An 18,309-nucleotide genomic window follows, 5' to 3' on the forward strand; every position below is an offset into this window, starting at 1 on the left:
TTCGCAACGGTGAGCAACGACGCTTCCCCTGACTTCTACGCCCTCGACGACCTCCTGGAGCCGGAGGAGATCGAGCTGCGGGACCGGGTCCGCGACTTCTGCACGCGCGAGGTCACGCCGATCATCAACGACTACTGGGAGCGGGCGGAGTTCCCGTTCGAGCTCATCCCGAAGATGGCCGAGCTGGGCGTGGCCGGCGGCACGGTCGCCGGGTACGGCTCGGCCGGCATGAGCGCGGTGTCCGCCGGGCTGGTCGCCGCCGAGTGGGCCCGCGCCGACGGCAGCCTGGGCACCTTCTACGGGGTGCACAGCTTCCTGGCCATGCAGTCGATCGCGCTCCTGGGCGATGAGGAGCAGCGCGAGCGGTGGCTGCCCGCGATGGCCCGGATGGAGCTGATCGGCGCGTTCGGGCTGACCGAGCCGCAGCACGGCTCGGACGCCGTCGCCCTGGAGACCAGCGCCCGCCGGGACGGCGACGAGTGGGTGCTGAACGGCGCCAAGAAGTGGATCGGCAACGGCACGATCGCGGACCTGGTGCTCATCTGGGCCCGGGACTCCGAGGGCGCGGTCGGCGGGTACGTCGTCCCCAAGGGGTCGATCGGCTGGACCGCCACCCGGATGACCGGCAAGACCGCGCTGCGGGCGGTGTGGCAGGCCGAGATCACCCTGGAGGACGTGCGGGTGCCGGCGGAGAACAAGCTGGCCAACTGCCGCTCGTTCAAGGACGTCTCGGTGGTCCTGGACCGCACCCGGTACACGGTGGCCTGGCGGGCGCTGGGCATCGCCGAGGCCGCCTACGAGCTGGCGCTGAAGCACACGATGCAGCGCGAGCAGTTCGGCCAGCCGATCGCCGGCTACCAGCTGGTGCAGGAGAAGCTGGCCCGGATGCTGGCCGAGATCACCAGCATGCAGCTGCTGAGCTGGCGGCTGAGCAAGCTCGCCGACGAGGGTCGGATGACCGCGGCGATGGCCTCGATGGCGAAGATGAACAACTGCAAGAAGGCCCGGCAGATCGTGGCCGACGCCCGCGACCTGTTCGGCGGCGACGGCATCCTGCTCGAGCACCACATCGCCCGCCACCACGCCGACATCGAGGCGATCTACACGTTCGAGGGCACCGACCACGTGCAGGCGCTCATCGTGGGCCGGGACATCACCGGCATCTCGGCGATCACCGGCCGGCGGACTCCCCGCGCCCAGGAGAAGCCGGCGGAGCCGCCGCAGTCGATCTAGTCCGCAGGTGGCCGGGGGCGTGCGGCATCGCCCTGGCCGCGGCGGCCGAGATGCTGTGCACGCCCAGCCTCTCCCGGACGTGCTCCATGTGCTTGCGCACCGTGCCGACGGAGATGAACAGCTGGTCGGCGATGACGGCGTAGGGCATCCCGGACGCGGCGAGCGCGAGCACCTCCCACTCCCGCGCGGTCAGCTGCGGCACCCCGGCACGGCGCCGCTCGGCGTCCAGCCAGATCTCCTGGACGTGTGGCCGGAGGAGCGTTGCCAGCTGCCTGTCCCGCTCGGTGAACGACGGCCCGTCGTGCCGCATGAAGCAGATGCGTCGCACCTCTCCGGGCGCGGCGGGCAGCGAGAGGACCATCGTCTCCCGGAGCTCCGGCAGGACCTCTGTCACCGGGTCGGCCAGCCGGTCGCGCTCGGTGAGCAGGAAGTCCCGGGTCTGGATGACGCGCCGCAGGTCGCCAGTGCGCTGCGGCCAGGCGCACAGGCTCTGCCACCAGTACCGCCAGAACGGGTCGTCGGGCTCCTCCGGGGTCGGCCCCATCACGTCGGCTCGCTCTCCGCCGACCTCCACGCCCTGGATGAGCAGCGACCTGCTCGCCCGGGGCTCGTGGTGCTGGAAGCTCACGCCGAGGTCGCACGGGATCAACCGCTGGAGGTCCTCGAGCAACGCCCAGGGCATCGCCGGGCCTGGGGCGTCGGTGCGGGCGTCGTCCAGGACGCCCACCAGCGCCTCGACGTCCGCGACGTACAGCTCGCTCGTCGACATGGCCCCTCCTCGCGGCCGCACGAGGCCCGCCAGGACGACGGTAGGCCCGAGTGACCGCCGCCGGAATACGCCCGAGGGCGAATACCGCGACCGCCGCCCCGGCGACAGCCTGGTGGTGCGCCGGTCCTCCGGACCGCAACGCACACCCCACTCACCGTGGCCGCGTCCGGCGGCCGGAAGGACCCCCGATGTCCGCCATCGCACATGTCCCGGGCAGTGCCTGGGCAGCCACCCACCGCTTCCTGGTGTTCGCCCTGACGATGGCCTTCGTCGCCGCCCTCGTCCTGGTCGTCGCCCTGATCGCACGCGACTCCCCCGCCGCGACCCCGAGCGCGCCGTACTTCTACGACACCTGCGCCGGCGCCATGCCGCGCAGCGCCTGCTGAACTCCGGGAGCGTCTCCCGCGTCGCCCCGACCGGGAGGCGCTCCCCGTTCCGCCGTCACCGCACCGGTGTCATGCTCGGAACTCCTCGACGGGAGAGCGTCATGCCGACGATCGCGCACCGGCGCCGACCCAGCTGGGCGTGCGCCCTCAGCTGTCTCTGCGCGGCGGCCGCCACGTGCGGCGGGTGCGACCGGACGCTGTGCCCCTCCACGACCTTCCCGGCGGTGATCCACGTGAGCCTCCAGCCGGTCCCGCCGTCCGCCGGAGACCTGCTGGTCACCATCAGCTGCCCGGCCGACAGCGAGTGTGGCTTCCTGGACGGTCCGGCGACCGGGTCGGCCGACTCATCGGTGACGATCACCACGGTGCTCCGCCCACCCGCGGTCGACATCGTGGTGACCGAGCGGGTCGGCGGCGCCGTGGCCCTTCGGCACCGCACGCCCGTCGAGTACCGACCGGTCGGTACTCGGCAGACCGAGTGCGGCGGTGACGCGGAGGCCCTGGTCCTGGTGCCGGCGGACTGACCGGCCGGCTCAGCCCACCCGGCGGAGAGCGGGCGCGGTCCGCTGCTGGCACTCGGCACAGGTGTCGCGGCCCCTGCTCATCCGCTGCCACTGCTGCGACCCCCAGATCTGCACGATCGCCCCGCACACGGCGAGCTCCACCTCCCCGTCGAGCTCGTCGGCGGGCCGGTGCGCCTCGACGGCGTGCCAGGACTTGGGCTGGTCGACCGGCTGGGCCCAGGATCGACGATCCGGCCGGGCGAATCCGACGGCGTAGCTGTCCACCCTCGTCCTGTGCCCCACGCCACACTCGGCCAATCATGGGGTGTCCCGTCGCCCCGGCTCCCGCGCTACCGTCGACGGCGACTGGAGGGGGTGTCCAGGTGGACCCGGTGAGCCTGGGTGTGGGTGCACTGCTGATCGCCGTCGGTTTCGCGGCCGGCCGGCTGGGGCGTCGCCGTCCGACTGGCCCGTCGGTTCCCCAGGCCGTGTGCGCCTGCGGTCACCCGCTGAGCCAGCACGACCCGGAGCAGGGCACCTGCCACTCCGAGATCGCCCGGGACGCCTACACCAAGCGCGGCAAGTGGGCCGGGCACACCTGGGTCGCCTGCAGCTGCCGCCAGTACATCGGCCCGCGGCCGATCGACGAGGTCTTCGCCCCTCGCCTGCTCCCCCCGTCGGACTGAGCCCTCCCGACCGGCCCCGGCGCGCCGACTTGGCGAGATCCGCCAGAAACCGTGGTGGCCGTTCGTGACGCGCGCCACACAGTTCGCCGGCTGAGCTGCCGATGTTGAGGACATGTCACGTCGGCTCGCAACGATGCGGACCTCGACCGAGCAGCAGGTCGCGGCCCAGCGGTCCCCGTCGCCCTGGTGGCGGTCGGCCGTGGTCTACCAGGTCTACCTGCGGTCCTTCGCCGACGGCAACGGTGACGGGATCGGTGACCTGGCCGGCCTGCGCTCCCGGTTGCCCTACCTGTCCTGGCTGGGCGTCGACGCCCTCTGGATCAACCCGCACTACCCCTCCGGTGGGGCCGACGGCGGCTACGACATCTGCGACTACCGGGCGGTCGACCCCGAATACGGCGACGTCACCGACCTGGAGGCCCTGGTCGCCGACGCCCGGCAGCTCGGGCTGCGCGTCGTCCTCGACGTCGTCCCGAACCACACCTCCGACCAGCACCCGTGGTTCCAGGCCGCGCTCGCCGACCCCGACTCCCCCGAGGCCGCCCGCTACCACTTCGCCCCGCCGTCGGAGGAGCCGCCGAACAACTGGCGCTCGCTCTTCGGCGGCCCCGCCTGGTCGCGGACCCCGGACGGCCGCTGGTACCTGCACCTGTTCGCCCCCGAGCAGCCCGACCTCAACTGGCGGGACCCGGCGGTGGCCGCCGACTTCGAGAAGACGCTGCGGTTCTGGCTCGACCGCGGGGTCAGCGGGTTCCGCGTGGACGTCGCCTACGGCCTGTTCAAGGACGCCGACCTGCGAGACAACCCGGGCGCCTACTCCCCCACCCTGTTCGGCCACGGACCCGAGCAGGCGATGACCTGGAACCAGCCCGAGGTGCACGACGTGTGGCGCCAGTGGCGGTCGGTCTGCGACGAGTACCCCGACACCATGCTGGTCGGCGAGGTCTGCCTGGCCGACCTGGAGGAGGTCGCGCTGTACTCCCGGCCCGACGAGATGCACCAGTCCTTCTCCTTCCGGCTGCTCAAGTCGCCGTGGGACACCGCCGCGTTCGCCGACGGCGTGCAGACCGCACTCGACGCCTTCGGCCAGGTGGGGGCCCCGGTCTCCTGGGTGCTGGGCAACCACGACAAGGACCGGCAGGTCACCCGGTTCGGTGGCGGCGCCCTGGGCACCGCCCGGGCCCGGGCCGCGGCGCTGCTCATGCTGGCGCTGCCCGGGTCGGCCTACCTGTACGCCGGCGACGAGCTGGGCCTGCCCCAGGCCGTGGTGCCCGACGAGGCGAAGACCGACCCGATCTTCTTCCGCAGCGGCGGCGAGCGCGCCGGCCGCGACGGCTGCCGGGTGCCGATGCCGTGGAACGACTCCACCGGCGTCGGCTTCTCCCCCGACGGCGCGGCCCAGCCCTGGCTGCCGATCCCGGCCGAGTGGAGCGACTACGCCGTCTCCGGCCAGACCCGGGACGGCGGCTCGATGCTGACCCTCTACCGCCGGGCGCTCGCCCTCCGTGCCGCCCACCCGGCGCTGGGCTCGGGTGAGGCGACGGTGAGCACCCGCGGCGACGTCCTCACCGTCCGCTGTGTCGGGGACGAGGAGACGGTGCGCTGCGTGGTGAACATGGGCTCGACCACGGTGCTGGTCCGCTCCCGCGGTCAGGTGCTGCTCGCCTCCACCACCCGGGTGCACGCCTCGGCCGGCAGCATCGCCCTGCCGCCGAACACCGCCGTCTGGCTGACCGAGGACTGATGCCGCCGGCCGGGGTCAGCGCAGCACGGAGGACAGCAGCAGGCTGGTCTCGCTGTTGAGGACGCCGTCGATCGACCGGATGCGGCCGAGGAGCCGGTCGAACTCCATCAGGTCACGGGTGCGGAGCTCCGCGACGAGGTCCCAGCCCCCGTTCGTGGAGTGCAGCGCGTCGATCTCGGTGAAGCCCCGCAGCCGCCGGATCACCGCGTCCGTCGAGCGGCCCTCCACCTCGATCAGCGTGACGGCCCGCACCTCACCGGCGACCGCGTCCTCCCGCACCCGCACGGTGAAGCCGACGATGACGCCCTCGCCCACCAATCGGTCCATCCGGCTGGTCACCGTGGCCCGGGTGACCCCGAGCCGGCGGGCGATCTCCGCGACGGGCGCCCGACCGTCCTCGCGCAGGACGGCGAGCAGCCGGCGATCGAGGTCGGTGAGCGTAGCCATGCAGAAAGGCTAATCGCAGCGTCAATTGTGCTCATCTGAGCAGACAGGATCGCGCTGTTCGTTCGTTGCGGGTGCACATCGTCCGTTCCTAGCCTTGAGGTACCGCTGACAGGAAGGCTCGGATGACTGCGCTCGTCGACGTCCACACCACGATCCGCCGGCTCTTCGCCGCACCGATCGCCGTCGTCGTCCCGGTCGGAGCCTGATGGCAGCGCCCGCACAGGCACCGGGTGCCGTCGTGCTCATCCGCCCGCACCACTTCCGTCCCAACGAGCTGACCCGGGTCGACAACGCCTTCCAGTCGCTGCCCGCCGGGCCGGACGCCGCCGGTGTCGCCGCCCGGGCGCGGGACGAGGTGACCCGGCTGGCCGAGGCGCTGGAGGCGGCGGGGGTGGTCGTGCACCTCTTCGACGACCACGCGCACGACCGCCCGGACAGCGTCTTCCCGAACAACTGGCTGTCGACCCACCCCGACGGGCGGGTGGCCCTCTACCCGATGTTCGCCGTCAACCGGCGCAGCGAACGACGCGCCGACGTCGTCCAGCTGCTCAAGGACCGCTACCGCGTGACGCAGGTCGTGGACTTCTCCGACATGGAGCGGGACGGGCTGTTCCTCGAGTCGACCGGCGCCATGGTGCTCGACCACCAGGATCGGGTCGCCTACGTATCCCGTTCCCACCGCGCACACCCCCGGGCGCTGGCGCAGTTCTGCGCGACCTTCGGCTACGAGGCACTCCTGTTCGACACGGCCGACGCCGAGGGCAGGGCGGTCTACCACACCAACGTGCTCATGTCGGTCGGCAGCGCGGTGGCGCTCGTCGGACTCGGGATGATCAGCACGCCCGCCGACCGCGCCCGGGTGGTCGACCGGCTCGCGGCGACGGGGCGGGACGTCATCGAGCTCTCCGAGCACCAGGTCCGCGAGTTCGCCGGCAACGCCATCGAGCTGACCGGCCGCGACGGACCCGTGCTCGCGCTCTCCGCGCGGGCCGCCGCCAGCCTCACCCCGGCCCAGCGCCGGCGGATCGAGGCGACCACCCGGCTGCTGCCGGTGGCCGTGCCGACCGTCGAGCTGGCGGGCGGGTCGGTGCGCTGCATGATCGCCGGGGTGCACCTCGCGCCGCGGGCGGCGGACCTCACCCGCGTGCCGCTGTTCGGCTCGCTCCCGGACCTGGTGCGGGTGCCCGTCGCCCCCTGACCCCGCCTGCCCCGGTCGTCCGCAGGCTCGTTGCTCCTGCGGACGACCGGGGCACGCGCCGGGTTCAGCCCTCCTGGCGGCCGAGGACGGCGCGCAGCGCACCCGCCAGCCAGTCGGAGGCCTGCTGCTCCGACGGCGGCGTGGACGGGTAGCGGGCGGCGACGTACCCGTCCGGCCGGACGAGCAGGACGCCGCCGTCCTCGATCTCCCGCAGGTCGGCCCAGGTGCCGTACGGGTCCTCGACGGGCTGACCCGGCCCGATCGAGACGGTGGTGATCGACAGGCCGAGCTCCTCGCCGAGGCTCCGGGCGGCCGCCAGCCAGGCCTCCCCGCCGATGCCGGTCACCACGCTGAACCGTCCCCGGCCGACCAGGTCGAGGGTGGAGGTCCGGTGCCCGCCCTGCGTGACCCAGGTGTGCGGGAGCTTGGCGCCGGGCCAGGTGGTCGGCTGGGCGTAGAGCACCGGGTCGCGGCGGTACTCCGGCATCGGCGTCCCGTCGCCGACGACCGCCGAGCTGGCGTAGCGCTGGTTGTGCTCGACCCCGTGGGCGTCGAACTCGTGCGCCTTGTAGGCGATCGCCTCCCGGAGCGCCGTGCGGATCTTCTCCCCCTCCGGGCCCGGCGCCTTCCACAGCGCGAGCTGACGGTCCAGCGCCTCCGCCTCGGTGTGTTCCAGGTCGAGCGCGCTGAGGATCCGGCCGGTGTCCGCGATGCTCTGGTTGGCCCGCTCGACGACCTGCCGGGCGATCGGTGCCCGCTCGGCGTCGTAGCTGTCCAGCAGCGACGGGTCGGCCGTCCCGGCCACCACGTGGGCCAGCTTCCAGGCCAGGTTGTAGGAGTCCTGGATGGAGGTGTTCGAGCCCAGGCCGTTGGTCGGCGGGTGCCGGTGGATCGCGTCGCCGGCGCAGAAGACCCGGCCGCGGGCGATCGTGGTGGCGAAGTGGTGGTTCACCGTCCACGGGGACCGCGACTTCACCCGCATCTCGAAGTCGTCACTGCCGACCAGGGCGACGGCGAGCTCCCGGACCACCTCGTCGCTGAGGTCGGGCGGACCGCCGGCGACCTCGTAGCCCCACATGAGCATCCACTCGTTCCAGGGCTTGATCATGCGGAGCACGCCCAGCCCGACGCCCTCGCGCTCTGCCCCCGGCTGCAGCATCCAGTAGAGGACCGAGGGCCGGTGCGCCACGAACCGGGAGAGGTCGGCCTCGAAGACGATGCTCAGCGCGCCACCGACCGCGCCCGGGCCCTCATAGGGAAGGTCGAGGTCCGCGGCCACCTGGCTGCGCGCGCCGTCGGCACCGATCAGGTACTTGGACCGGACCGTGTACTGGGCGCCGGTCAGCCGGTCCTGCAGCGTGGTCGTGACGCCGTCGTCGTCCTGGACGTGGCTGACGTAGCTGGTGTCGAACCGGACTCGCGCCCCGCGCTCCTGCGCAGCCTGGACCAGGATCGGCTCGGTGATCGTCTGCGGCGCGTCCAGCATCGAGGTCGGGCTCTGCAGCTCGTAGTCGGCGTGCCGCACGGTGTCGGTGCCCCAGGAGGGGATCCGGCCGAGCTCCTCCCCCGCGAGACTGGTGCAGAAGGTCGTGTTCCCCATGAACTCCCAGGGCGTCGCCTCCTGCATGAGCCGCTCTTCCAGGCCCATGTCCCGCATCACCTCCATCGTGCGCTGGTTGGTGATGTGCGCTCGCGGGGTGTCGGACAGCCGGCCGTACTTGGTGACCAGCAGCGTCGACGTCCCGTAGCTGGCGAGGAGCAGCGCTGCCGACGCCCCGGCCGGGCCGGAGCCCACCACCAGGACGTCGGTGGTCACGGCGGGCTGAGCGGGGATCGAACCATCCGGCGTGGACTGGGTCATCGAGTACCTCTTTCGGATGCGAGCGGACGACGGTCCGCACGTGGTCGGGTCATCTCAGGGGTCCAACGGTGCGCCGACCGGCCAGCTGTCAGCCCTCGACGGCCGGCGGGGCCAGGTGGCCCATCCGGTCACGCTTGGTCCGTAGGTACCGGACGTTGTGCGGGGTCACCACCGCAGGGAGCGCCACCCGCCCCACGATCGTCAGACCGTAACCGTCGAGGCCCCCGTACTTGGCCGGGTTGTTCGTGATCAACCTCAGCCGACTGATCCCTAGATCACCCAGGATCTGCGCACCGACGCCATAGCTCCGGGCGTCTGCGGGGAGGCCCTGGGCGGTGTTGGCGTCCACCGTGTCCAGCCCCTCCTCCTGGAGGGCGTACGCACGGATCTTGTGGCCCAGGCCGATCCCCCGCCCCTCGTGACCGCGCAGGTAGACCACGGCGCCGACGCCCTCCTCGGCGACCGCGCGCAGCGCCTGCTCCAGCTGCCCTCCGCAGTCGCAGCGCAGCGAACCGAGGATGTCGCCGGTCAGGCACTCCGAGTGCACCCGGACGAGTGCGCCGGCCTCCGCAGCCCCGGCGGCGGCCACGTCGCCCATCACCAGGGCCAGGTGCTCGGTGCCGTCGACCGTGCTGCGGTAGGCCATCGCCCGGAAGTCGCCGAACTCGGTCGGCATCGTGGAGCTGGCGACCAGTTCGACGAGCTGCTCGGTGGCCCGCCGGTACCGGACGAGGTCGGCGATGGCCAGGACGGGCAGCCCGTGCTCTGCCGCGAACCGGGTCAGCGACTCGCCCCGGCGCATCGAGCCGTCGTCGTCGACGATCTCCCCGATCACCCCGACCCCGGACAACCCGCACATCGTGGTGAGGTCCACGGCCGCCTCGGTGTGCCCGGCGCGCACCAGGACGCCCCCGGCGCGTGCGCGCAGCGGGAAGACGTGCCCGGGCCGCCGGAGCTCCGACGGCCCGGTGGCCCCGTCGGCGAGGGCTCGGACGGTGCGGGCGCGATCGGCGGCCGACACCCCCGTCCCGGTGCTGACGTGGTCGACGCTCACCGTGAACGCCGTCCCGTGGGAGTCGCCGTTCTCGGCCACCATCTGCGGCAGCCGCAGCTCCTCCGTGCGGGCGGCCGGCATCGGGGCGCAGATGATCCCGGTCGTGTGCCGCACCAGGAAGGCCATCTGCTCCTCGGTGACGAGCTCGGCGGCGACGACGAGGTCGCCCTCGTCCTCCCGGTCCTCGTCGTCCACGACGACGACCAGCTGGCCCGCGGCGAGGGCCGCCAGCACCCGCTGGACCGACTCCGCGGGCGTGCGGCGGGGGCTCACTCGGTCTCCAGCGCGGCGTGGGTCCCGAAGACGCGGCCGTGGTAGGTCAACGGCCGCCCCTCGGTCGTGTCGGCCGCGGTCACCAGGCCCAGGGCGACGACGTGGTCCCCGCCGTCGACCAGCGCCTCGACCTCGCAGGCCAGCCAGCCGGGAGCCCCCGGGAGCCGCGGCAGGTCGTTGTCGACCTCCCAGCGGACCCCGTTGAACTTCCCGGTGCCGCCCTTGCGCGCGAACGCCAGGGCCGTCGCGGCCTGGTGGGAGCCGAGCACGTTGACGCCGAAGCGCCGGGTCTCGCGCACCATGACCAGCAGGTCCGAGCCGCGGTCGAGGGAGACCAGCACCATCGGCGGGGTCATCGACAGAGAGGCGAAGGCGCTCACGGTCGTGCCGTGCGGCAGCCCGTCGCCCAGGCAGGTGATCACCGAGACCGGCGTGGGCACGCCTGCCATCACCTCGCGGAACCGGGTCTGCAGGTCGGGGTCGACGGAAGCGGTCATCGGGGTGTCTCCTCCTGGAGGGCCGGCCCGGAGCCGGGGACGCTGGTGGGTGGAGGTGGAGCCGCGAACGGCCGGATCGGGTCGGTGCCGTCCCAGTCGAGGGAGGCGCGCCAGAAGGCGGTGAACGCGGCGTCCATGCCCGGTCCGTACTCGATCAGCTCCACCATGCCCGGGCGGTCGTGACCACCGTCCAGGTAGGCGACCTCGCCGCCCGTGGGCACACCGGCCCGGTACGCGAGCACGTGTCCACGGGCCTCGAGTTCGGCGATCCCGGCGGCGATGTCGTCGGTGACGACGCCGAAGTGGTGGAAGCCGTGGCCCCGCTGCTCGATCACCTCGCGGTAGACCGACGGGTGCTCGTCCTTCGGCTGGATGAGCTCGATCTGCATGTGCCCGGCGAAGGCCATGGCGATCGCGACGTCGGCGCGGCTGGGCTGCCCCCGGTAGACCGGGTCGACCCCGGTGAAGGAGTCCAGCAGGAACCACGGGCCGACCCGGAGCTCACTGGTCCACTGCTCGATGGCCGCCTGGACGTCCGCCACGACGTAGGCCATCTGGATGATGCCGTCACGCGGCTGGCCGAAGCCGAGCTCTCTCACGTTCTCTCCTTCCACAGCACGGGGAGCGGTGGCACCCGCGGTCAGTTCCGCCGCAGGTAGCGGGAGATGGCGACGGCCAGCACGAGCGCCCCGCCGTAGAAGAGCTGCTGGGCGTAGTCCTGGGCGCCGAGCAGCTGCAGCCCGGCGGTGCCGGTGGCCAGGAACAGCACGGCCACCCCGGTGCCCAGGGCGTTGAACCGGCCGGGCTGGATCGTCGTGGCGCCGAGGAAGACGGCCGCGTAGGCCGGGAGCAGGAAGGTCTCCACCGAGGTGGGGCCGGCCGAACCCGTGGTGCCGACGTAGAGGACGCCGGCCAGCGCGGCGATGACCCCGGCGAGCGTGAAGGCGCCGAAGCGGATCCGGTCGGCGTTGATGCCGCTGAGCACGGCCACCTCGCGCGACTGCCCGACGAAGAGGTTCCGTACACCGAGGGGCGTGTGGTTCATGACGTACCAGATCACGAGCATGACCAGCAGGCAGTAGAAGAACTGCACCGGCACGCCGCCGATCTGGCGCAGGTAGGTCCACATCGACAGGCTGCGGTCGACCCCCACGATGGTGGTGGAGTTGGCGATCCAGAAGACCAGACCACCGAACAGCGTGCCCGTCCCCAGGGTCATGATGAAGGGCTCGGTCTTGAACTTGACGACGAACAACCCGTTGAAGGCACCGCAGAGCCCGCCGACGCCGACGGCGACCAGGCAGGCCACCGGGACGGACACCCCGTGGTTGACGTTGAGGACCGCGACGATGATCGCCGACAGGCCCCCGATGCTGCCCAGCGACAGGTCCAGGTCCCCCGAGCGCGTCGGCAGCAGCGCAGCCAGCGCGAGCATGAACAGGATCGACTGGGAACCGAGGATGTTGGACAGGTTCCCCATGGAGAGGAACGTCTCCGGCGCCAGGGCGGCGAAGACGATGAACAGCACCAGCCAGGCGACCGGGAGGGCGGCCTTCTCCCCCCACCGGCCGCGGACCGATCCGCTCCCCTGGGCCACGCTCGGGGCGGGCTGCGGGTCCGTGGTCTCGACGGTCTCCGTCGCGCTCATGGTGCCACCTGTTCGACGATGCGGGTGTTCGGAGTCGCGCCCGGGTCGGCCCCGTAGACGCTTGCGGTGATCGCGGCGGGCGAGATGCCCTGCCCGACGATCTCGGTGACGGCGACCCCGCCGCTCACCACGACGACGCGGTCGCAGACGGTGGCCAGCTCGTCGAAGTCGCTGGAGACCCAGACGACGGCCATGCCGGTCTCCGTGGCCCGCTTGATGGCCCGGTAGATCTCGGCGCGGGCCGCGATGTCCACACCCTGGGTGGGCTCGTGCAGCAGGAGGACCTCCGGGCCGATCTCCAGCCACTTGCCGACGACGACCTTCTGCGCGTTCCCGCCGCTGAGGGTGCCCAGCGGCAGGTCGGTGCGCCGCGGGCGGACGTCGAGTGCACCAGCCCGCTCGTCGGCAGTGCTGCGCAGCAGCGCGTTGCGCAGCCGCCCACCCCGGGAGAACCGGCGCACCACCAGCAGCATCATGTTCTCGGCGACCGAGACCGCCGGGGCGATGGCGTCCCGACGGCGGTCGGCCGGGATCAGCGCGAGGCCCATGCCGACCGCCTGGCCGGGGTGCTGCTTGGTCAACGGCACGCTCCGGCCGCGCAGGGTGAGCTCACCGCCGGAGGCCTGCTTCGCACCGAAGAGGAGGTAGGGGACCTCCTCGGCACCGGATCCCAGCAGTCCGGCGAGGCCGACGATCTCCCCCGGGGCCACGTGCAGCTCGAGCCCGCTGGTCTGGCCACCGCGGAGGCCGGTGACGTGCAGCCCCGCCTCGGGTGCGCGGTCGAAGGACCGCGGCTCCTCCGCGTCCGGCCGGTGGGCACCGTGGGCCTGGCCGTGCTTCGGGCTGCTGAGGCCGGCGGCCGCAGGGCCGACGATCATCTCCACGACCTCGGCGTCCGTGACGTCGCTCATCCGGGCGTTCGCGGCGAGCTTCCCGTCCCGCAGCACGGTGACCCGGTCGGCGATGGCGCGGACGGCCGGCAGGTCGTGGGAGATGAACACCACGCTGGCGCCCGAGGCCACGATGGTCCGGATCAGGTCGAAGAGGAACCGCACCTCCTCCTCGGGCAGGAAGACCGTCGGTTCGTCCAGGACGAGCACCGAGGAGGAGGCACCGGTGCGTTCCCGGTGCTGCTTGAGCTCCTCCGCCGCCCGGGCGATGGCCACCAGCGCCTGCTCCACCGGCGGCAGCTGGTTGACGACCGCCAGGGGGTCGACGTCGACCCCGTAGGAGCGCAGCATCTCGCCGGCCTTGCGGGCCTCCGCCCGCCAGTGGATGCGGGTGCGTGACCCGGACCGCTCGGCGACACCGCCGAGCAGGTTCTCCAGGACGGTGAGCGGGCGGGCCAGCCCCAGGTCCTGGTGGACGAAGCTGAGCCCCAGGTGCCGGGCGGCGTCCCCGTGCAGCGGCAGCGGGACGTCCTTGCCGTCGACGACCATCCGGCCGCCGGGCTCGGGGTCGTAGACGCCGGCCATGACCTTGACCAGGGTCGACTTCCCGCAGCCGTTCTCGCCGAGGAGCGCGAGCACCTCCCCGCGCTGGACGGTCAGGGAGACGTCCTGCAGGGCCTTGGTGGCGCCGAAGGTCTTCGAGATGTGGTGGAGCTCCAGAGCGGTGGTCGCCATCCGACGGTTCCCCTAGCTGGGCCGGAGCGGGGTGGCCGGACGCCGTACCCCTGCTGGTCTGGGTGGAACGGGGCTGCGGGGGCCTCCGGAGATCCGGAGGCCCCCCGGCCCATCAGGCGGCGGGCGCGTCCTGCCAGAGACCGCGGTAGCCCTCCACGTAGGCGTCACCGAAGCCGTAGTCCGGCGGCTGCAGCTCCTCGGCGTTCTCCGGGGCCCACAACCGGTAGGGCGAGAAGGCCTCTTCGGACGGGATCGGCTCCTGGTCGCTGAGCACCCGGAACAGCTGGTCGGCGCCGGTGTAGGCCATCCAGTCGAAGTTCGGGCCCATGTCGGTCCCCATCGGGTTCGCCGGGTCCTTCATCAGCTCGATGAAGGTGCGGTCGGCGCCGAAGGCGTAGGTCTTCGCGTCGACACCGGAGGACTGGATGGCCGGCAGGACGAACGGCGTCTGCGCGTCGAAGACGGTGAAGACGGCGCGGATGTCGGGGTTGGCCACCAGCGCCGAGGAGACTGCGCTGGTCAGCTCGGTGGCGTAGTCGGTGATCGGGATGTTGATCGCCTGCACCTCGCACTCGTCCCCGCAGAGTTCCTCGAACTCGTCCCGGACGGCCTGTTCCATCCCGATCGACGGCGGGTTCTCGTTCGACGTGATCACCAGGGCGTCGATGGGCCGGCCCTCGGACTCGAGGAGCGCGGCGTCCACGCCCAGCTCCATCGACCGGTTGAACTGGCCGTTCGTCTGGGCGGCGATGAGGTCGCTCGCCGGGTCCTCCACGTCGGCCAGGTGCATGTCCACCACCTCGATGCCCGCCTCGCGGGCGGCCTCCATCTGCGGGGCCAGCGCTGCCGGGTCGATGCCGCAGACGAGCGCGACGCCGTCGTACCCCTGGTTGATCGCCAGGTTCATGCCCTGGACCCAGGCCTGCGGGCCACCGTCGTTCTGGAAGTACGTGCTGTCGGTCATGCCGACGCTCTTGGCGATGTCGACGACGGTGCGCGCCATCCGGTCGCAGCCCTCGAGCTGGCTGCTCACCGGCATCGACAGGATCTTCTTGCCCGCCAGCCCCGCGACGGAGAAGGCCGGTCCGGGCGACTCCCACTCGGGGACGGCCATGGCCTCCTGGACCTCGGTCTCCAGATCGGCGAGCACGTCCTCCGACACGACTGCTTCGGCTTCTGCACCAGCCGGCGATCCCGTGTCGGTCTCGCTGGGTGCGCACCCGGCGATCGCCAGTCCGGCGACCGCGAGCGCTGCCAGGGGTGCGAAGCGCGGGGCTCGTCCGGCGCGGGGAAGTCGATGAGACATCTGTCGTCCTCTTCGTCATTGGATGGGACGGCACGTGTCGGCAGAGCGGCCTTGTGTGACCTGCGCAACGTGACGCAGGGAACACTGGCAGCGCCGCGCAACCGTTGTCAACCGTCAGGCGTACGGATGTCCGCTGCCGGGAGTCCGACGCCCCACGCCTCCTCAGGACCCGCCCGCGGATGGCGCCAGAGGGACGTAGGCGACCCTGCCGGCCAGGAGTCCGTTGACAGCCACCGTGGCATGGGTCACGGTGAGCCGAGATGGCGGACAAGTGTCCGAAGGCCTCGAGTCAGGAGTTCAGCGTGAGTGATCCAGGTGCCGGCCCGACCCCGACCCGAGTGCCCATGGGGTCCGGTGAGGTCAACTTCTTCCGACAGGGGTCCGGGCGCCCGGTCCTGGTCCTGCACGCCGCCGGCGGGGCGGGGGCCTGGAACCCCTACCTGGAGCAGCTGTCCCAGCACTTCGACGTGATCGCGCCGGACCACCCCGGCTTCGGGCTCAGCGACGAGCTCCCCGAGGTCGCCACCGTCCAGGACATCGCCGCCCACTACGTGCGACTGCTGGACGAGCTCGGCATCGACCGGCTCGACGTCGTCGGCGCCTCGTTCGGCGGCTGGATCGCCGCGGAGCTCGCGACGACCATCCCCGACCGGGTCGAGCACCTCGTCCTGATGGCCCCCGCCGGGCTGCACGTCCCCGACGCCCCGCCGGCGAACCTGTTCGAGATGGGCCCGGAACAGCTGGTCCGGGCACTGTTCTACGACGACGCCGTCGTGACGGCCGCGCTCTCGGCACCGCCGACGCCGGAGGCCATCGCGCAGAACGAGCGGGACATGACCGCGTTCGGCCGGTTCGCCCGCGACCCCTTCCTGCACGACCCGGAGCTGCCCGACCGGCTGCCGAAGATCACGGCATCGACGCTGGTGCTGACCGCCGAGGTGGACGAGATCATCCCCCGACCGCACAGCGAGGCCTACGCGGAGGCGATCAGCGGTTCCACGCTGCGCGAGGTGCCCCGCACGGCGCACGGGCTGTACCACGAGCGTCCCGATGCAGTCGCCGACGAGGTCATCGGCTTCCTGACCGCCTCGGGGCCCAGCGCCCGATGAGGGCAGCGGTCACGGAGGGTCCCGGCACCATCCGGTTGCACGACCGGCCGGAACCGGGCCCTCCGGGGCCGGGCCGCACGTTGCTGCGGGTGGAGACGGTCGGGATCTGCGGCTCCGACCTCCACCTCTTCCGGGCCGACCTGGGGCCCTCGCACGACGGGCTCCTCCCCCGCGTGCAGGGCCACGAGTTCTCCGCGGTCGTGGCCGCCGCCGACCCCACCGGCAACGGCCCGGCCGCCGGCACCCGGGTCGCCGTCTGGCCGGTCCGTCCCTGCGGCGCCTGCCGACCCTGCCGGGCCGGCCGGGAGAACGTGTGCCGCCACCTCCAGCTGCTCGGGGTCCACCGGGACGGAGCACTCCAGGAGCACCTGGAGACCGAGACCTCCGCGCTGGTGCCGACGCCCGGCCTCACTGCGACCCAGACCGCCCTGGTCGAGCCGGTGTCCATCGCCGTCCACTCGGTGCACCGCGGGCGGGTGGCGCCCGGGGAGTCGGTCGTCGTCCTCGGTGGCGGCCCCATCGGCGTGTCCACCGCCCTGGCCGCCCGGGACCGGGGAGCCACGGTGCTGGCGCTGGACCCCGTCCCCTCCCGCCGGGACCTGCTGACCGCACTCGGCTTCAGCACCGCCGCGCCGGACGCGGCCGACCTCCCCGCGCTGCTGGCCGCGCACACCGGGCCGGACGGCGCCGACGTGGTCGTCGACACGACCGGCCGGGCCGCCGTCCTCGCGACCGCACTGGAGATGGCCGGTCACGGCGGCCGTGTGGTCGTGGTCGGGATGACCTCGCAGTCGGCACCGACCAGCCCGGGGCTGCTGCCCGTCAAGGAGCTCGACGTCCTGGGGGTCAGCTGCTGCACCTTGGCGGAGTTCGCCGCGGCCGCCGACCTCGTGGCCCGCAACACCGCCGCCGCCGACGCCATGGTCAGCCACCTGCTCCCGCTGGCCGAGGCCGCTGCCGCGGTCCAGCTGCTCGAGGAACGTCCCGACGAGGCCTTCAAGGTGCTCATCGACCTCCGCCCCTCCCCCGCACCCGACGATCCAGGAGATCCCGCATGACCGGCTCCACCGGCGACACCCGGTCCCTGCCCGAACGACTGCGGATGGACGACCGGCACGTCCTCGTCACCGGCGCCGCGAGCGGGCTGGGCCTCGGGATCGTGGAGGGCCTCCTGCAGTGCGGGGCCTCGGTCACCATGCTGGACATCGACGCCGACGAGCTGGCGCGGAGCGCAGCCACCCTGGACTCCGCGGGCGGATCGGTGACGACGCGGGTGTGCGACGTCTCCCGGGCCGACGAGGTGCACGCCGTCGTCACGGCCGCCGCCGCGGAGCGCCCGCTGGACGCGGTGTTCGCCAACGCCGGCATCGCCGGTGGCCCGGGTGTCAACACCCCCGAGGGCCGGGTCTACGACCTGGACTGGGCAGCGTTCGACGCGGCCCTTGCGGTCAACCTGGTGGGCACCCTGGCCACCGTCCGCGCGGCCGCGTCGGCCATGCGCCCGGTCGGCCGGGGCAGCATCGTGGTCACGGTGTCGACCGCGGGGCTGCGTGCGGACTCGATGGTCGGCTACGGCTACAGCGCCTCCAAGGGCGCGCTGGCCAACCTGGTCCGCCAGGCCGCCGTCGACCTCGCTCCGGACGGGATCCGCGTCAACGGCATCGCCCCGGGTCCCTTCCACACCAACATCGGCGGCCGTGGCCCGATCGACCCGGCCATCGAGCAGGCCTGGGCCGACACGGTGCTGCTCGGGCGGATGGCCGTCCGGCAGGAGCTGCAGGGCATGGCCCTCCTGCTGGCATCGGACGCGTCGTCCTTCATGACCGGCACCGTCTACCCGGTCGACGGGGGTGCGCTCGCCGGGGCGTTCTGACCCGTCGGTCACGCCGAAGAACGACGACGGCGATGCCTTCCGAGAGCTGCGCCTGTTGTACCTCCTGCAGGCGGGTGACGGTCTCGACCCCCGGCTG

At 72.6% G+C, this 18,309-nt stretch carries 19 protein-coding genes; 9 read left to right on the top strand and 10 right to left on the bottom strand.

All coding sequences use genetic code 11. The features are described from left to right. Positions 1-9: 9 nt before the first annotated feature. Entirely contained in the window at positions 10-1,233 is a 1,224-nt protein-coding gene (locus tag O2W20_RS19660; protein WP_269171495.1) for an acyl-CoA dehydrogenase family protein, read from the top strand. Here O2W20_RS19660 and O2W20_RS19665 read toward each other — a convergent pair. Beyond that, complete coding sequence (locus tag O2W20_RS19665; RefSeq protein ID WP_269171494.1) at positions 1,172-2,002, bottom strand: helix-turn-helix transcriptional regulator; 831 nt, start codon at positions 2,000-2,002, stop codon at positions 1,172-1,174. The genes O2W20_RS19660 and O2W20_RS19665 overlap by 62 nt on opposite strands. 188 nt (positions 2,003-2,190) lie before the next feature. Here O2W20_RS19665 and O2W20_RS19670 point away from each other — a divergent pair, with 188 nt between their 5' ends. Both O2W20_RS19670 and O2W20_RS19675 read left to right on the top strand, forming a co-directional pair. Next, a complete protein-coding gene (locus O2W20_RS19670) occupies positions 2,191-2,388 on the top strand; it encodes a hypothetical protein (RefSeq protein ID WP_269171493.1) in 198 nt (65 codons plus the stop codon). Between the two features lie 233 nt (positions 2,389-2,621). Continuing rightward, a complete protein-coding gene (locus O2W20_RS19675) occupies positions 2,622-2,912 on the top strand; it encodes a hypothetical protein (protein WP_269171492.1) in 291 nt (96 codons plus the stop codon). A gap of 9 nt (positions 2,913-2,921) precedes the next feature. Here the strand turns inward: O2W20_RS19675 and O2W20_RS19680 are convergent, their stop codons facing one another. Next, positions 2,922-3,176 carry a hypothetical protein gene (locus tag O2W20_RS19680; RefSeq protein WP_269171491.1) on the bottom strand — a complete coding sequence of 85 codons (255 nt, stop codon included), beginning with the start codon at positions 3,174-3,176 and terminating at the stop codon, positions 2,922-2,924. Between the two features lie 107 nt (positions 3,177-3,283). Here O2W20_RS19680 and O2W20_RS19685 point away from each other — a divergent pair, with 107 nt between their 5' ends. Both O2W20_RS19685 and O2W20_RS19690 read left to right on the top strand, forming a co-directional pair. Next, positions 3,284-3,577 carry a hypothetical protein gene (locus tag O2W20_RS19685; protein ID WP_269171490.1) on the top strand — a complete coding sequence of 98 codons (294 nt, stop codon included), beginning with the start codon at positions 3,284-3,286 and terminating at the stop codon, positions 3,575-3,577. 133 nt (positions 3,578-3,710) lie between these two features. Further along, the gene (locus tag O2W20_RS19690; protein WP_269171489.1) at positions 3,711-5,321 is read left to right on the top strand and encodes a glycoside hydrolase family 13 protein; all 1,611 of its coding nucleotides are present in this window, start codon (positions 3,711-3,713) and stop codon (positions 5,319-5,321) included. A 15-nt stretch (positions 5,322-5,336) separates the two neighbouring features. On the opposite strand, the gene O2W20_RS19695 is transcribed toward O2W20_RS19690, so the two are convergent. Next, on the bottom strand, positions 5,337-5,768 hold the full coding sequence (locus O2W20_RS19695; RefSeq protein WP_269171488.1) for an Lrp/AsnC family transcriptional regulator: 432 nt from the start codon (positions 5,766-5,768) through the stop codon (positions 5,337-5,339). A 205-nt stretch (positions 5,769-5,973) separates the two neighbouring features. On the opposite strand from O2W20_RS19695, the gene ctlX reads away from it, so the two are divergent. Beyond that, on the top strand, positions 5,974-6,966 hold the full coding sequence (gene ctlX / locus O2W20_RS19700) for a citrulline utilization hydrolase CtlX (protein WP_269171487.1): 993 nt from the start codon (positions 5,974-5,976) through the stop codon (positions 6,964-6,966). A 64-nt stretch (positions 6,967-7,030) separates the two neighbouring features. Here the strand turns inward: ctlX and O2W20_RS19705 are convergent, their stop codons facing one another. From O2W20_RS19705 to O2W20_RS19735, 7 genes are all read right to left on the bottom strand, one after another. Further along, positions 7,031-8,827, bottom strand: a complete 1,797-nt coding sequence (locus O2W20_RS19705) for an FAD-dependent oxidoreductase (protein ID WP_269171486.1) — start codon at positions 8,825-8,827, stop codon at positions 7,031-7,033. Positions 8,828-8,915: 88 nt separating this feature from the next. After that, positions 8,916-10,154: a bifunctional 3,4-dihydroxy-2-butanone-4-phosphate synthase/GTP cyclohydrolase II gene (locus tag O2W20_RS19710; RefSeq protein WP_269171485.1), complete on the bottom strand. Its 1,239-nt coding sequence runs from the start codon at positions 10,152-10,154 to the stop codon at positions 8,916-8,918. Continuing rightward, the gene (locus O2W20_RS19715; protein WP_269171484.1) at positions 10,151-10,651 is read right to left on the bottom strand and encodes a flavin reductase family protein; all 501 of its coding nucleotides are present in this window, start codon (positions 10,649-10,651) and stop codon (positions 10,151-10,153) included. The genes O2W20_RS19710 and O2W20_RS19715 overlap by 4 nt, the downstream gene beginning before the upstream one ends. Further along, positions 10,648-11,250, bottom strand: coding sequence for a VOC family protein (locus O2W20_RS19720; protein WP_269171483.1), 603 nt, complete (start codon positions 11,248-11,250; stop codon positions 10,648-10,650). The genes O2W20_RS19715 and O2W20_RS19720 overlap by 4 nt, the downstream gene beginning before the upstream one ends. A gap of 41 nt (positions 11,251-11,291) precedes the next feature. Next, positions 11,292-12,299, bottom strand: a complete 1,008-nt coding sequence (locus O2W20_RS19725; RefSeq protein ID WP_036341542.1) for an ABC transporter permease — start codon at positions 12,297-12,299, stop codon at positions 11,292-11,294. Beyond that, positions 12,296-13,924, bottom strand: coding sequence for a sugar ABC transporter ATP-binding protein (locus tag O2W20_RS19730; protein WP_269171482.1), 1,629 nt, complete (start codon positions 13,922-13,924; stop codon positions 12,296-12,298). The genes O2W20_RS19725 and O2W20_RS19730 overlap by 4 nt, the downstream gene beginning before the upstream one ends. A gap of 112 nt (positions 13,925-14,036) precedes the next feature. Further along, entirely contained in the window at positions 14,037-15,086 is a 1,050-nt protein-coding gene (locus tag O2W20_RS19735; RefSeq protein WP_269171480.1) for a sugar ABC transporter substrate-binding protein, read from the bottom strand. Between the two features lie 446 nt (positions 15,087-15,532). Here O2W20_RS19735 and O2W20_RS19740 point away from each other — a divergent pair, with 446 nt between their 5' ends. Genes O2W20_RS19740 through O2W20_RS19750 form a run of 3 tightly spaced genes read left to right on the top strand, consistent with a single transcriptional unit; the run spans position 15,533 to position 18,212 of the window. Then, positions 15,533-16,339, top strand: coding sequence for an alpha/beta fold hydrolase (locus O2W20_RS19740; RefSeq protein ID WP_269171479.1), 807 nt, complete (start codon positions 15,533-15,535; stop codon positions 16,337-16,339). Further along, positions 16,336-17,397 carry a zinc-binding dehydrogenase gene (locus tag O2W20_RS19745; protein WP_269171478.1) on the top strand — a complete coding sequence of 354 codons (1,062 nt, stop codon included), beginning with the start codon at positions 16,336-16,338 and terminating at the stop codon, positions 17,395-17,397. Before O2W20_RS19740 ends, O2W20_RS19745 begins: the two co-directional genes overlap by 4 nt. Continuing rightward, the gene (locus tag O2W20_RS19750) at positions 17,394-18,212 is read left to right on the top strand and encodes an SDR family NAD(P)-dependent oxidoreductase (protein WP_269171477.1); all 819 of its coding nucleotides are present in this window, start codon (positions 17,394-17,396) and stop codon (positions 18,210-18,212) included. The genes O2W20_RS19745 and O2W20_RS19750 overlap by 4 nt, the downstream gene beginning before the upstream one ends. Positions 18,213-18,309: the final 97 nt, after the last annotated feature.

The sequence above is a fragment of the Modestobacter sp. VKM Ac-2982 genome, assembly GCF_026967935.1.
Taxonomy (GTDB): domain Bacteria; phylum Actinomycetota; class Actinomycetes; order Mycobacteriales; family Geodermatophilaceae; genus Modestobacter.

What these genes read in the sequence shown, in the direction of transcription:
- O2W20_RS19665 (WP_269171494.1), bottom strand. Translation starts at nt 2,002, where the DNA reads ATGTCGACGAGCGAGCTGTACGTCGCGGACGTCGAGGCGCTGGTGGGC.
- O2W20_RS19670 (WP_269171493.1), top strand. Translation starts at nt 2,191, where the DNA reads ATGTCCGCCATCGCACATGTCCCGGGCAGTGCCTGGGCAGCCACCCAC.
- O2W20_RS19690 (WP_269171489.1), top strand. Translation starts at nt 3,711, where the DNA reads ATGCGGACCTCGACCGAGCAGCAGGTCGCGGCCCAGCGGTCCCCGTCG.
- O2W20_RS19695 (WP_269171488.1), bottom strand. Translation starts at nt 5,768, where the DNA reads ATGGCTACGCTCACCGACCTCGATCGCCGGCTGCTCGCCGTCCTGCGC.
- ctlX (WP_269171487.1), top strand. Translation starts at nt 5,974, where the DNA reads ATGGCAGCGCCCGCACAGGCACCGGGTGCCGTCGTGCTCATCCGCCCG.
- O2W20_RS19705 (WP_269171486.1), bottom strand. Translation starts at nt 8,827, where the DNA reads ATGACCCAGTCCACGCCGGATGGTTCGATCCCCGCTCAGCCCGCCGTG.
- O2W20_RS19715 (WP_269171484.1), bottom strand. Translation starts at nt 10,651, where the DNA reads ATGACCGCTTCCGTCGACCCCGACCTGCAGACCCGGTTCCGCGAGGTG.
- O2W20_RS19725 (WP_036341542.1), bottom strand. Translation starts at nt 12,299, where the DNA reads ATGAGCGCGACGGAGACCGTCGAGACCACGGACCCGCAGCCCGCCCCG.
- O2W20_RS19730 (WP_269171482.1), bottom strand. Translation starts at nt 13,924, where the DNA reads ATGGCGACCACCGCTCTGGAGCTCCACCACATCTCGAAGACCTTCGGC.
- O2W20_RS19745 (WP_269171478.1), top strand. Translation starts at nt 16,336, where the DNA reads ATGAGGGCAGCGGTCACGGAGGGTCCCGGCACCATCCGGTTGCACGAC.
- O2W20_RS19750 (WP_269171477.1), top strand. Translation starts at nt 17,394, where the DNA reads ATGACCGGCTCCACCGGCGACACCCGGTCCCTGCCCGAACGACTGCGG.